The sequence below is a fragment of the Leucobacter sp. Psy1 genome, assembly GCF_020096995.1.
Lineage (GTDB): Bacteria > Actinomycetota > Actinomycetes > Actinomycetales > Microbacteriaceae > Leucobacter.
Genome location: NZ_CP083692.1, coordinates 541,459 through 554,325, shown reverse-complemented (window position 1 = coordinate 554,325; position 12,867 = coordinate 541,459). Strand labels below are relative to the sequence as shown.

General features: G+C 68.6%; 13 protein-coding genes. 11 read left to right on the top strand and 2 right to left on the bottom strand.

Going from position 1 to position 12,867, the window contains the following annotated elements:
* Window positions 1–10: 10 nt before the first annotated feature.
* Both K8P10_RS02540 and K8P10_RS02535 read right to left on the bottom strand, forming a co-directional pair.
* Window positions 11–835 carry a GTP pyrophosphokinase family protein gene (locus tag K8P10_RS02540; RefSeq protein ID WP_224780236.1) on the bottom strand — a complete coding sequence of 275 codons (825 nt, stop codon included), beginning with the start codon at window positions 833–835 and terminating at the stop codon, window positions 11–13.
* A gap of 68 nt (window positions 836–903) precedes the next feature.
* Complete coding sequence (locus K8P10_RS02535; RefSeq protein ID WP_224781203.1) at window positions 904–1,938, bottom strand: 4-hydroxy-3-methylbut-2-enyl diphosphate reductase; 1,035 nt, start codon at window positions 1,936–1,938, stop codon at window positions 904–906.
* A 163-nt stretch (window positions 1,939–2,101) separates the two neighbouring features.
* Between K8P10_RS02535 and xseA the strand changes: the two genes are divergently transcribed.
* The 11 genes from xseA to K8P10_RS02480 all read left to right on the top strand — a co-directional run bounded on the left by xseA (window position 2,102) and on the right by K8P10_RS02480 (window position 12,840).
* Complete coding sequence (xseA, locus tag K8P10_RS02530) at window positions 2,102–3,334, top strand: exodeoxyribonuclease VII large subunit (RefSeq protein ID WP_224780235.1); 1,233 nt, start codon at window positions 2,102–2,104, stop codon at window positions 3,332–3,334.
* A 10-nt stretch (window positions 3,335–3,344) separates the two neighbouring features.
* Window positions 3,345–3,611 carry an exodeoxyribonuclease VII small subunit gene (locus K8P10_RS02525; RefSeq protein ID WP_224780234.1) on the top strand — a complete coding sequence of 89 codons (267 nt, stop codon included), beginning with the start codon at window positions 3,345–3,347 and terminating at the stop codon, window positions 3,609–3,611.
* Window positions 3,611–4,270 (top strand): DUF4245 domain-containing protein, encoded by a 660-nt coding sequence (locus K8P10_RS02520; protein ID WP_224780233.1) that lies wholly within the window; start codon window positions 3,611–3,613, stop codon window positions 4,268–4,270. The genes K8P10_RS02525 and K8P10_RS02520 overlap by 1 nt, the downstream gene beginning before the upstream one ends.
* Before the next feature lie 26 nt (window positions 4,271–4,296).
* Window positions 4,297–4,989 carry a carbonic anhydrase gene (locus K8P10_RS02515; protein WP_224780232.1) on the top strand — a complete coding sequence of 231 codons (693 nt, stop codon included), beginning with the start codon at window positions 4,297–4,299 and terminating at the stop codon, window positions 4,987–4,989.
* A 38-nt stretch (window positions 4,990–5,027) separates the two neighbouring features.
* The gene (locus K8P10_RS02510; protein WP_224780231.1) at window positions 5,028–6,434 is read left to right on the top strand and encodes an aspartate ammonia-lyase; all 1,407 of its coding nucleotides are present in this window, start codon (window positions 5,028–5,030) and stop codon (window positions 6,432–6,434) included.
* Between the two features lie 43 nt (window positions 6,435–6,477).
* Entirely contained in the window at window positions 6,478–7,278 is an 801-nt protein-coding gene (locus tag K8P10_RS02505) for an SGNH/GDSL hydrolase family protein (protein WP_224780230.1), read from the top strand.
* An 11-nt stretch (window positions 7,279–7,289) separates the two neighbouring features.
* The gene (gene glsA, locus K8P10_RS02500; RefSeq protein ID WP_224780229.1) at window positions 7,290–9,107 is read left to right on the top strand and encodes a glutaminase A; all 1,818 of its coding nucleotides are present in this window, start codon (window positions 7,290–7,292) and stop codon (window positions 9,105–9,107) included.
* Between the two features lie 134 nt (window positions 9,108–9,241).
* Window positions 9,242–9,847, top strand: a complete 606-nt coding sequence (locus K8P10_RS02495) for an ABC transporter permease (protein ID WP_224780228.1) — start codon at window positions 9,242–9,244, stop codon at window positions 9,845–9,847.
* A complete protein-coding gene (locus K8P10_RS02490; RefSeq protein WP_305069238.1) occupies window positions 9,844–11,052 on the top strand; it encodes an ABC transporter ATP-binding protein in 1,209 nt (402 codons plus the stop codon). Before K8P10_RS02495 ends, K8P10_RS02490 begins: the two co-directional genes overlap by 4 nt.
* Complete coding sequence (locus tag K8P10_RS02485; protein ID WP_224780227.1) at window positions 11,049–11,837, top strand: ABC transporter permease; 789 nt, start codon at window positions 11,049–11,051, stop codon at window positions 11,835–11,837. The genes K8P10_RS02490 and K8P10_RS02485 overlap by 4 nt, the downstream gene beginning before the upstream one ends.
* Window positions 11,838–11,907: 70 nt before the next feature.
* Window positions 11,908–12,840 carry a glycine betaine ABC transporter substrate-binding protein gene (locus K8P10_RS02480; RefSeq protein WP_224780226.1) on the top strand — a complete coding sequence of 311 codons (933 nt, stop codon included), beginning with the start codon at window positions 11,908–11,910 and terminating at the stop codon, window positions 12,838–12,840.
* The last annotated feature ends 27 nt before the right edge of the window (window positions 12,841–12,867 follow it).

The following is a 12,867-nucleotide window of genomic DNA, read 5'->3' as shown; positions in this document are numbered from 1 at the left end:
GGCTGACTCGTCAGCTCTCGTTCGCGTTCCCGGATTCGAGGGCGATGCGCTCGAACTTGCGGCCGCTGGCGAGCAGCGCGTCGGTGGAACGGCGGACGAGCACTCCGCGGTCGCCGCCGCGGATCGCGATGTGCAGCCACTCCATGCTCGCGTCGAGCTGTCCCGCCTGCTCGGCGGCGTCCCGCAGGCCGCCGAGGAGCTTGTCGGGCACCTCGCGGTCGTACTTGTAGTAGATCTTGTGCTCGAGGCTCGCCCAGAAGTCCATGGCGATGGTCCGGATCTGCAGCTCCACCAGCGTCTTGACCGGGCCACTGGAGAGGTGGACGGGCAACTCGAGGATCACGTGGAGCGATCGGTAGCCGTTCTCCTTGGGCCGCGCGATGTAGTCCTTGACGGTGTGGACGCTCACGTCGTCCTGGCTGGTGATGAGCTCGAACACTCGGTAGACGTCGGAGATGAAGCTGCACACGACGCGGACCCCTGCGATGTCCGTGATCTCGCTCCGCACGGCGCTGAGGTCGCCGGACACATTGCGTCGCTGCATCTTCTCCATGATGCTGTCGGGGTCCTTCAGGCGGCCAGAGACGTGCTCGATCGGGTTGTACTCCCCTGTGTGCACGAACTCCTCCTGGAGGATGTTCAGCCGCGTCGTCACCTCGTCGATGGCGAACTTGTAGGGCATCAGGAACCGGGTGAGCACCTCGCGCAGTTCGTGCCGGTCCTCGGACTTCGAGAGATCGATCGCCGAGAGGTCGAACGCCGGGGCTCCTTCACCGGTGGCGTCGACCCATTCGGTCGAGAGAGTATCGTACTCCGAGTCGTCTGATGCAGTCACTCCTCGACAGTAGCGCAGTTGCGTGTGCGTCCCATGAACGGCTGCGACCCCTTGACGGGGCCGCAGGATTACGCTCGGATCCGCCCGCCGAGAGCGCGCTCGTCACGCTGCCCCTCGGCGTTCTGGCGCAGCTCCTTGGGCAGCGAGAAGACGAGGTCCTCTTCGGCGGTGACGGTCGCCTCGACCTCGCCGTACCCGGCGTCTGCAAGGTCGTCGAGCAGTTCCTGCACGAGCACCTCGGGCACCGAGGCGCCGCTCGTGACGCCGACGGTTCGGGCTCCCTCGAGCCACTCCTGCTGCACCTCGCTCGCGAAATCGACCCGGTATGCGGCGCGGGCGCCGTACTCGAGGGCGACCTCTTTCAGGCGCACAGAGTTCGACGAGTTCGATGACCCGACGACGATCACGACGTCGGCCTGCGGGGCGATCTTCTTGATAGCGACCTGGCGGTTCTGCGTGGCGTAGCAGATGTCGTCGCTCGGCGGATCCTGCAGGTTCGGGAAGCGTTCGCGCAGGCGCCGCACCGTCTCCATGGTCTCGTCGACCGAGAGCGTGGTCTGCGAAAGCCAGACGAGTCGATCAGGATCCCTGACCTCGAGCGTGTCGACGTCGTCCGGCGAGTTCACGATCGTGATGTGATCCGGAGCCTCGCCGCTGGTGCCCTCGACTTCTTCGTGGCCCGTGTGGCCGATGAGCAGGATCTCGCGGTCCTGCTTCGCGAATCGCACGGCCTCCCGGTGCACCTTGGTGACGAGCGGGCAGGTGGCGTCGATGGCGTGGAGCCCGCGGTCGGCGGCCTCGTTCACGACCGCAGGCGAGACGCCGTGGGCCGAGAAGACGACGTTCGCGCCCTCGGGCACTTCGTCGACTTCTTCGACGAAGATGGCCCCCATCTTCTCGAGAGTCTTGACGACGTGCACGTTGTGGACGATCTGCTTGCGCACGTAGACGGGAGCACCGTAGCGCTCGAGCGCCTTCTCGACGGCGACGACCGCGCGATCCACGCCGGCGCAGTACCCGCGGGGCGCTGCCAGGAGCACCTTCTTCTCACCGTCGACCGGCACGTTCTTGAGGCGCCCGACCTGGCGGCGCATGCGCGGCATCGCGAGGCTCACCACCGGCGCGCCGATGGTCCGTTGATCACGGGTGCGATCCGTCGTCCCCGCACCCGCCGCCGTATCCGCAAGCTGAGTCTCCACCATGGCCCCCATGTTACGCGCCCGCGCTGGATCGGACCTCAGCGCGAGGCCCCGGTAGGGTCGAGGCATGGCAGACGCTTCGCCCGCACCCGCTACCCGAGAGCAGCCGTGGCCGGTCGCGCTCATGAGCCAGAAGATCCGCGACTGGATCGACCGGCTCGGCCAGATCTGGATCGAGGGCGAGATCACCCAGTGGCAGGTGCGCGGCGGGCACGTCTACGGCCGGCTCAGGGATCTCGAGCAGGACGCGACGGTGAGTTTCACCGTCTGGCGTTCGGTGGCGCAGCGGCTCACGAGCGACTTCGCCCAGGGCGACCGGGTGATCGCGCTCGTGAAGCCGAACTTCTGGGTGAAGGGCGGTTCGCTCACAGTGCAGGTCTTCGACATCTCCCACGTGGGGGTCGGTGAGCTGCTCGAGCGGTTGGAGCGTCTGCGCGCCAAGCTGCAGGGTGAGGGCCTGTTCGATGCGTCTCGCAAGCGGCGCCTCCCGTTCCTCCCCCACCGCATCGGGCTCGTCACCGGCCGCGATTCGGATGCGGAGAAGGACGTCATCCGCAACGCGACGCTGCGCTGGCCAGGGGTCCAGTTCCGGGTCCGTCACAGCGCCGTGCAGGGGGATCGGGCCGCTTCCGAGGTGGCCGCCGCGATCGTGGCGCTCGATGAGGATCCGGAGGTGGACGTCATCGTGGTCGCGCGCGGCGGCGGCGACTTCCTCCACCTGCTCCCGTTCAGCGACGAACAGGTGCTGCGCACGGCGGCGGCGGCGCGCACGCCCATCGTCAGCGCGATCGGCCACGAGGCCGACCGTCCGCTGCTCGACGAGATCGCGGACCTCCGCGCGTCGACACCGACGGACGCGGCGAAGCGCATCGTGCCAGACGTCGGTGAGGAGCTCGCGGGCATCGACCAGGCGCGAGGGCGCCTCACGACCCGCCTCGGTCACATGCTGACCGCCGAGACGGAACGGCTCGTCCAGCTGCGGATGCGTCCCGCGCTCGCCGATCCCGAGCGCATCGTCGATCAGCGGGCGGAAGAGCTGGTGCGGTGGATCTCACGGGGCACGGAGCTGGCTGATCGCGCCGTCGAGGATCGCGAGCGGTCGCTCGCCGAGGATCGCTTCCGCCTCTCGGCGCTCTCCCCGAAGTCGACGCTCGAGCGCGGATACGCGATCGCTCAGCTGGACGACGGGAGCGTACTGCGCGACCCGACGCAGGCTCCGTCTGGGGCAGGTCTGCGCCTCTCACTCGCCGGCGGCAGGCTCTCCGCCGTCTCAGAGGGGAGCGCTCACGACGCGGGGTAGAGTTGAGGGTATGTCTGACTCGACGCCCGCCGACGCCATCGCCGCGCCCGATGAGCTGAGCTATGAACAGGCCCGCGACGAGCTCATCCAGGTCGTGAATCGGCTGGAGCAGGGCGGCACGACGCTCGAGGAATCGCTCCAGCTCTGGGAGCGCGGCGAGGCACTCGCTGCGCGATGCGAGGAGTGGCTGCTCGGGGCTCGGAAGCGCTTGGAACAGGCCCGCAGCGCCGGTTCGTCGGATGCCTCAGCCGAGACGGTCGGGGGCGACGCGGAGTAATGGCGCGCAAGCAGAAGCCGCCGGCGGTCGTCGCCGAACTCGGACGCCCCGAAACTCCTCAGGAGACGGCGACCCGGAAGGCACGCGACAGCCGTCTCTACCGCGAGCGGAAGACGGTCAACAACCTCGTCCTCTCGCTGTTCGTGAGCCTGGCACTGGTCCTCCTCATGGTACTCATCGTGCCGCGGGGCACCGGCGGGTTCTCCGATCACGAGGTCGACGTCGCCTCGCTCGCTGCTGAAGCCTCACCGAGCGCAGGGCACACCCTCGTCGCACCGGAAGTGCCTGACGATTGGAAGGCGAAGCAGGCGGAGCTCAGGCACGATTCCGACACCCGGATCACGTACTGGTACATCGGGTACACGACGGGTGACGAGCGATACGCCGCCGTGGTGCAGGCGTTCACGCCCGACGGAGCACCCGTCGAGGACCGGTGGATCGCCGCGCAGATGGAGCAGCAGTCGGCGACAGGAGAGACGACCCTCGGTGGGCTCGACTGGACGGTCTACGACCACCGTGACCGGAACCCCGACGAGGCGAACATGCTGTACGGCGTGCAGAGCGTTGGTGGCGACACTACTCTGCTGGTGTACGGCACCGACAGCGTCGAGTCGATCGACGCGCTCGCGACGTCGGTCGCCGAGCAGGCCGTGGAATAGAGCCGAAGAACCGAAGGAGAGACCGCGTGACCGCACCCCGCGTAACCCCGCAGCAGGCGTGGGACGCCCTGCGCCAGGGCAACACCCGCTTCACCGAGGGCACCCCCCAGCACCCGAGGCAGGACGTGGAGCGCCGCAGCGAGCTGACGGCCGTGCAGACGCCGGACGCCGCGCTCTTCGGCTGCGCCGACTCCCGCCTGTCGGCCGAGATCATCTTCGACGCAGGGCTCGGCGACCTCTTCGTCGCCCGCAACATGGGGCACGTGGTCGCCGAGTCGATCACGGCGTCGATGGAGTACGCGGTGAGCGAGCTCGGCGTCGCGATCATCATCGTCCTCGCGCACGACTCGTGCGGCGCCGTCGCCGCGGCGATCGACCGGGCGTCGAGCTCGCCGACACCGGTGCCGCAGGCCGTCGAGAACGTGCTGGGATCGATCGTGCCGTCGGTGCAGCAGCTCTGGCTCGCCGATCACACCGATACCCCCTACGCCGACCCCGCAGACATCGACGCGGATCACGTGGGCAGGATCCACCTCGCCGCCACCGTGAGCGAACTGCTGCGCAGCTCGCGCATCATCAGCGACGCCGTCGCCGCCGGCCAGCTCGCCGTCGTGGGCTGCCAGTACCGACTCGCCGAGGGTACCGCCGTTCCGCTCTCCGCCGTCGGCCCCCTCGACATCGCCCTCAGCGGCACCCCGGACCTCGCGGCCCGGGTGTGACCGCCTCCCGTACCCCTGCCACCGAACGAAGGATCACCGTGACCGCAGAGACCGACTACCGCATCGAGCACGACACCATGGGAGAGGTCCGTGTTCCGAAGAACGCCCTCTACGCAGCGCAGACGCAGCGCGCCGTCCAGAACTTCCCGATCTCGGGATCGGGGCTCGAGCCGGCGCAGATCGTCGCCCTGGCCCGGATCAAGCGCGCTGCGGCGATCGCCAACGGCGAGCTCGGGATCCTCGACACCGCGATCGCCGACGCGATCGTCGCCGCAGCCGACGAGATCATCGGCGGCGACCACCACGACATGTTCCCGGTCGACACCTACCAGACCGGCTCGGGCACGTCGTCGAACATGAACATGAACGAGGTGCTCGCCACGCTCGCGAGCCGCCACCTCGGCGACACGGTCCACCCGAACGATCACGTGAACGCCTCGCAGTCGTCGAACGACGTCTTCCCGACCTCCGTGCACATCGCAGTGACGGGCGCGCTGATCGAGCAGCTCAAGCCGGCGCTCGAGCACCTCGCTCAGGCGTTCGAGCGGAAGGCCGAGCTGTGGGCCGAGGCCGTGAAGCCCGGCCGCACCCACCTCATGGACGCGACGCCCGTCACTCTGGGCCAGGAGTTCGGCGGGTACGCCGCTCAGATCCGCTACGGCATCGAGCGCGTGGAGGCTGCACTCCCCCGCGTCGCCGAGGTTCCGCAGGGCGGCACCGCCGTCGGCACCGGCATCAACACCCCTGCGGGGTTCCCCGAGAAGGTCATCGCTGAGATCGCCGAGTCGAGCGGCCTGCCGATCACCGAGGCGCGCAACCACTTCGAGGCGCAGGCGAACCGGGACGGACTCGTCGAGGCGTCGGGTGCGCTCCGCACCATCGCCGTCTCGCTCACCAAGATCAACAACGACCTGCGCTGGATGGGCTCGGGCCCGAACACGGGTCTCGGCGAGCTCCACATCCCCGACCTGCAGCCCGGCTCCTCGATCATGCCAGGCAAGGTGAACCCGGTGATCCCCGAGGCCGTGCTGATGGTGTGCGCCCGGGTGATCGGCAACGACGCGACGATCGCTTGGGCTGGTGCGTCCGGCTCATTCGAGCTCAACGTGCAGATTCCCGTCATGGGCACGGCGCTGCTCGAGTCGATCCGGCTGCTGGCGAACGGCGCAACGGTGCTCGCCGACAAGACGGTGGACGGCCTCGAGGCGAATCTCGACCGCGCGGCCGAGCTGGCCGGCATGAGCCCGTCGACCGTCACCCCGCTCAACCGCCTCATCGGCTACGAGGCCGCCGCGAAGATCGCGAAGCACTCAGTCGCCAAGGGGATCACGGTGCGCGAGGCGGTCGTCGACCTCGGGTACGTCGAGCGCGGTGAGGTCTCGGAATCCGATCTCGACCAGGCACTCGACCTGCTCTCGATGACCCACCCTGGCGTCGCCAAGTAGCCCGAACCCACCACTGCAGCGAGGCCCCGGAACGGAGGAGCGCGTGTCTCAGCACATGCCGCCGGCTCACCCGTTCCGGGGCCTCGTCGCGCTCGGCACGGTGGTGCTGGGCAACGTCGCCAGGCGATTCGGCTGGACCCGTGCGATCGAGTTCGCGAATCGGCCGGTCATGACCCTCTCCGATCAGCAGCCGGTCACCGCGACCTGGTGGCGCGCCAGGCGCAAGACCCCCGGCGACCTCTTCATCATCGCGGTGGGTGACTCGACGGCGCAGGGCATCGGCGCGAGCCGGCCGGGCAACAGCTACGTCGGGCAGCTGGTGGACCGCATGGAGGCGTACATCGGAGCCCCCGTCCACGTGACCAACCTGGCCGTCTCAGGCGCCACGACCGCGCTCTGCGCGCGCGATCAGCTGCCGCGGCTCGTGAACCCGCTCACCAAGCACCCCGAGGTGGTGACGGTCGCGATCGGCGCGAACGACATCGCCCAGTGGGATCCCGTTGCCTTCCACCGGAATCTCTCGGAGATCCTCGACGCTGTCCCCGAGCACGCCCTGGTGGCCGAGCTCCCCTGCTTCTTCACCCCGCGCGCCGAGCGGCGGGTCCGCACCGCGAATCGGATACTCCACACGCTCGCCGATGCCCGCGGCCTCACCGTCGTCCCCTTGCACGCGGCGACCAGGGCGCGCGGTCTGCGCGGCATTCTCACCGAGTTCGCCGCCGACGGCTTCCATCCGAGTGACAGCGGCTACGCGGTCTGGGCAGATACCTTCTGGCCATACGTCCGCGAGCGCGTCGACGCAACCCTTCGCGCACGTTCGACCGCGGCGGAGGCCGCAGGCTAGGCTCGTCTCCCATGGAGTCGCCGATCATCACCTACCTTCGCGGAGTCCTCGACGAGTTCTCCCAGCTCACCGATGGCGACCCGTATCCGGTGAACACCCCTGGCGGAAGCATCGACCCCGACGACTTCGCCATCGCACTCGCGACGGTCGACGGCCAGGTCTACGAGGTCGGCGACTCCGACAAGGAGTTTTTGCTGCAGTCCCTGTCGAAACCGCTGAGCTACGCGCTGGCGCTCAGCGACCTCGGAACCGAAGCCGTCGACGCGAAGGTCGACGTGGAACCGTCAGGGGACCCCTTCCACGAGATGTCGCTCGCGGAGGAGACGGGCCGGCCGGCGAACGCCATGATCAATGCCGGTGCGATCGCCATCGCGTCGCTCATCAAGGGGTCGGGAGGGCGGAGCGCGATCCGGAGGATCGTGGACACCTACTCCGCCTGCGCGGGGCGCACGCTGCGCACGAACGGCCGCGCCTACCAGGGCGAGCGCGCGATCAGCGACCGCAACCACGCGCTCGCCTACCTGCTGAGCTCGGTCGGCGTGATCGAGGGCCGCCCATCGGCCGCGCTCGAGACGTACCTCAGGCAGTGCACCGTCCAGGTGACGACCCGCGACCTCGCGATGATCGGGGCGACCCTCGCCAACGGGGGGACGAATCCGGTGACGGGCGTGGAGGCACTGGAGCCGCAGGCCGTCGAGCGCACCCTCTCCGTGATGATGACGTCGGGCATGTACGACGACGCCGGTGACTGGGTGGCGCAGGTCGGCATGCCCGCGAAGTCGGGAGTCGGGGGCGGCATCGTGGCAGTGCTCCCCGGGCAGGCGGGTCTCGCTGTCTTCTCCCCGCGCCTCGATCAGCACGGCAACAGCGTGCGGGGAGCGGCGACGTGCCGCCGAGTCTCGCAGGACATGGAGCTGCACTTCGTCAGGTCGGCTCGCGCCGGCCGTTCGGCCATCCGCAGCACCCACACGATCGACCGGGTGCCCTCGCGGATCCGGCGCACGGATGCGGCTGCCGCCGTGCTCACCGAGCACAGTCACCGCGCGGTCGTCGTCGAACTCTCCGGCGACCTCTTCTTCGCGGGCACCGAGTCCGTCGTCCGCGAGCTGAGCGACCTGCCGGACGAGGTGGAGCTCGCGGTGCTCGATCTGCGTCGCGTGAACGAGGTCGGGCCGCTCGCGCACTCCGTGCTGCCGCGAACCGCCGAACGATTCGAGGCCGAGGGGCGCCAGCTGATCCTCGTCGACCCCGACGGCCTCATCGACCACGCTTTCGGCGACGAGCACACCCGCACGTTCGACGCCCACGACCTCGCGATCATCCACTGCGAACGCACGATCCTCGAGCGCTACGGAGACGCCGACTCGATGCCCGTCGAGGTGCCGGTCGAAGACGCCCCTGCGCTGGCGATGCTCGACGCGGACGACCTGAGCGCCATCACCGCCCTCATGGAACCGGTCTCGTACGAGGCCGGCGAGGTGATCCGTCGGGTCGGGCAGCGGTTCGCCGGCGTGTTCTTCATCCTCTCTGGCACCGTCTCGACGATCGCGTCCGACACGGAGGGGAACCGCTTCCGGCTCAGCACGCTCAGCGCCGGCATGATGATCGGCGACCTCGCCCTCGCCGAGTCGGATCGGCAGGAGACCACCGTCAAAGCGGAATCCGATACCCGCGCGATGCTGCTGAGCGCGGACGCCATCGCCGCTCTGGAGTCCGACGACCCCGATCTCGCGGTCAGGCTCTGGCGGGCGCTGGCGCGCGAGGCGTACGTCCGAGTCGACGCCCACGCACGCGCCGTGGCCGCGAGGATCCGGGAGGTCGCCCCGTAGACCTCGGGAACGCGTCCGTGACCGGGGATCGGGTCGGGTAAGGTGAGTACGTCCTTCAGGGGAGGGCGTCTCTTCTGCACCGAACGGAGCACGCGATAGAGTTCATCGATTTTCTCGGCAAGCGCGCCGACGACATGCTGGAGCTGGGTCTCGGCCACGCAGCGGTGGTCGGCGTCTCCGTCGTCCTCGCCTCCGTGATCGGCATCTCCCTCGGCGTGCTCGTGTACCGGAACCGTCGCGCCAGGAACTTCGTGCTCTCCCTGACGGGGGCGATGCTGACGATCCCCTCGTTCGCGCTCTTCATCCTGCTCCTCGGCCCGCTGGGGCTCGGCGCCAGACCCGTCATCGTGGCCCTCACGATGTACGGGCTGATGCCCGTGATCCGCAACACCGTCGCCGGGCTCAACAGCGTCGACCCCGCCGTGTCCGAATCGGCGAAGGGGATGGGCCTGACCCGCGCGCAACGCCTGCTGCGCATCGAGCTCCCCCTCGCCTGGCCCATCATCCTGACGGGGATCCGCGTAACGACCCTCACCCTGCTCGGCATCGCCGCGATCGGCGCGATCGTGAACGGTCCAGGGTACGGCGAGCTCATCTTCACCGGGCTCGCCAGGGTGGGCACCCCGGTGGCGGTGAACCTCGTGCTCGCCGGCACGCTCGGGGTCGTGATCCTCGCGATCCTCTTCGACGTACTCTTCCACGTGGCTCGACGCCTCACGACCTCACAGGGACTCCGATGACCGACACCACAGCGAACGACATCATGATCCGTCTCGAGGGACTCTCGAAGCGCTACCCCGGCCAGCAGCGCGACGCCGTCGAGGCCCTCGACCTCGACATCCACCGCGGTGAGATCGTGGTCTTCGTCGGCCCATCGGGGTGCGGAAAGACCACCACCATGAAGATGATCAACCGGATCATCGAGCCCTCGACGGGTCGCATCCTTCTTGACGGCGACGACGTCACCGAGTCGAACCCCGACCAGCTGCGTCGGCGCATCGGATACGTGATCCAGCAGATCGGGCTGTTCCCGCACCTCACGATCGGCGAGAACATCGCGACGGTGCCGAAGCTGCTCGGCTGGAAGAAGGACCGCATCGCGGCCCGCGTGGACGAGCTCCTCACCACCGTCGGTATGGATCCAGCCGAGTACCGCGACCGCTACCCGAAGCAGCTCTCCGGCGGCCAGCAGCAGCGCATTGGAGTCGCGAGGGCGCTCGGCGCCGACCCCGATGTGCTGCTCATGGACGAGCCTTTCGGCGCGATCGACCCCATCACCCGCGACCGGCTGCAGAACGAACTGCTCCGGCTCCAGGCCGAGATGCGGAAGACCATCGTCTTCGTCACGCACGACATCGACGAGGCGATCAAGCTCGGCGATCGCATCGTGATCCTGCAGGAGGGCTCGCGCATCGCGCAGTACGATACGCCTGAGCGGATCCTCACCTCGCCGGCGAGCGACTTCGTCCGCAGCTTCATCGGCCGCGGAGCCTCGCTGAAGCGCCTCAACCTCACCCGCGTCTCGGACGTGCCGCTCAGAGGCTGGCCGACCGTCGACATCGAGACCCCTCCCGAAGCGGCGCTCGACGTGCTGCGCGGGGTCTCCGAGAGCGCACTCCTCGTTCTGGACGGCGCGCGGAGGCCCGTGAGCTGGGTCATCGCTGATGACCTGCGCGCCACTGAGGGGCGGTCCCTCGCCGAGCTGGGTGCGCCCGTCGACCACGCGGCAGCCCCCCGGGCTACGCTCAGCGACGTGCTCAACGAGCTGATCACCGCCAGTCACAGCGTCTCGGTCGTGCTCGACGACGCCGGCGTCTTCCGCGGCGTCATCGACTTCGAGCAGATCACCGAGACCATCAGGGAGATGCGCAGCGTCGCCGTGGACGAGGCCCGCGCAGGCCTGACCGACCCGGGAATCGGTCCCGCACCGCAGGAGCGCGTATGACCGCGACCACCGGGCTCTCCCCGACCGTCGCCGCGCCGGTGCAGCGTGAGCGCGGGCGTCGTGTTCCCTGGGGGCGGTATTTCACCATGCCCCTGGTGCTGGCCGGGGTGTGCCTCGCGCTCTTCCTGTACGTGCAGTCCCAGACCCTCGACACCATCGAGGCGCGTGCCCTCAGCCCAGCCCGATTGAGCACAGCCATCTGGCAGCACGTGCAGCTGGCGACCGTCTCGACGGTGTTCACCCTGCTCATCGCGGTGCCGCTCGGCGTCCTGATGAGCCGCCGATTCACGCGACGCATCCGGCCCGTGATCATCACGATCCTCACCCTCGGCCAGGCCGTCCCGACGATCGCGATCCTCGTGCTCCTTGCAGTGGCGTTCCTCTTCCTCGGCTTCCCCGCCGCGATTCTCGGTCTCGTGCTCTACGCGATCGTCCCGGTGCTGCTGAATACCATCGTCGGGCTGGAGCAGGTCGACGGCACCGTGCTCGAGGCCGGTCGAGGCATGGGCATGTCCCGCGGCACCGTCCTTCGGCGACTCGAGCTCCCGCTCGCCGTCCCCGTGATCCTCGCGGGCATCAGGACGGCGCTCGTCATCAACGTCGGCACCGCCACGCTCGTCACCTACATCAACGCGGGCGGCCTCGGCGACATCATCGTCGCCGGCCTGACGACGAACCGATTCGTCGTGCAGCTCGTCGGAGCCGTGCTCACCGCTGTGCTGGCATTGCTCATCGACTACCTGGCCGGAATCGCCGAGGACATGCTCCGCCCGAAAGGCCTCTGAGGCGCTTTCGCGCCGATCCCGTCCCGTGTCGTGAGACACGCGGAACACCACCCCGAACTGAGGAGAACCCATGAGAACACCGCGCAGAACCCTCTCAGCACTCACCGCAGGCGGGGCCGCACTGGCGCTCGCACTGACCGGCTGCAGTGACGGCGGCTCAGGTGGCGGCGAAGGCGAGCTGTCCGGCGCCTCACTCACCGTCGGCTCGAAGGAGTTCACCGAGTCGCACGTGCTCGCGCAGATCGCGATGGTCGCGCTCGAGCACGCCGGAGCCGACATTACCGACCAGACCGGCATCTCGGGCAGCGCCACGGTGCGCGAGGCGCTCGAGACTGGAGAGATCGACCTCTACTGGGACTACACCGGCACCGGATGGGTGAACATCCTCGGCAACACCACCGAGGACCTCCCGGAGGACCTCTACGGCGCCGTCGTCGAGGCCGACGCCGAGAACGGGATCGCCTGGCTCGAACCGGCGCACTTCGAGAACACCTACCGCATCGCGACCACCGAGGATTTCGCCGCCGAGCACGGTCTCACGAACATGACCGAGGCGGCGGAGTTCATCTCCGATCACCCGGATGAGTCGGCCGTCTGCGCGGCGAGCGAGTTCATCAACCGCGACGACGGGCTGCCCGGGCTCGAGGAGGACTACGGCTTCGAGTTCGGCGAGGTCGTCGAACTCGATCTGAACCTCATCTACACGCAGGTCGGCGACTCCTGCCAGTTCGGCGAGGTCTTCTCGACCGACGCGCGCATCTCCTCGAATGCGCTGGCGGTACTCGATGACGACGCGAACTTCTTCGTCCCGTACGCCGGCGTCGTGACCCTGCGGCAGGAGACGCTCGACGAGTATCCGGCGATCGCTGAGATCCTCGACCCGATCAGTGCGGAACTCACCGACGAGGTCATGATCGAGCTCAACGGCAAGGTCGACAACGACGGCGAGGACCCCCGCGACGTCGCCGAGGAGTGGCTGGAAGATCAGGGCTTCCTGTCCTGACCGAGCACCCTTACCGCCGTGGTGCGG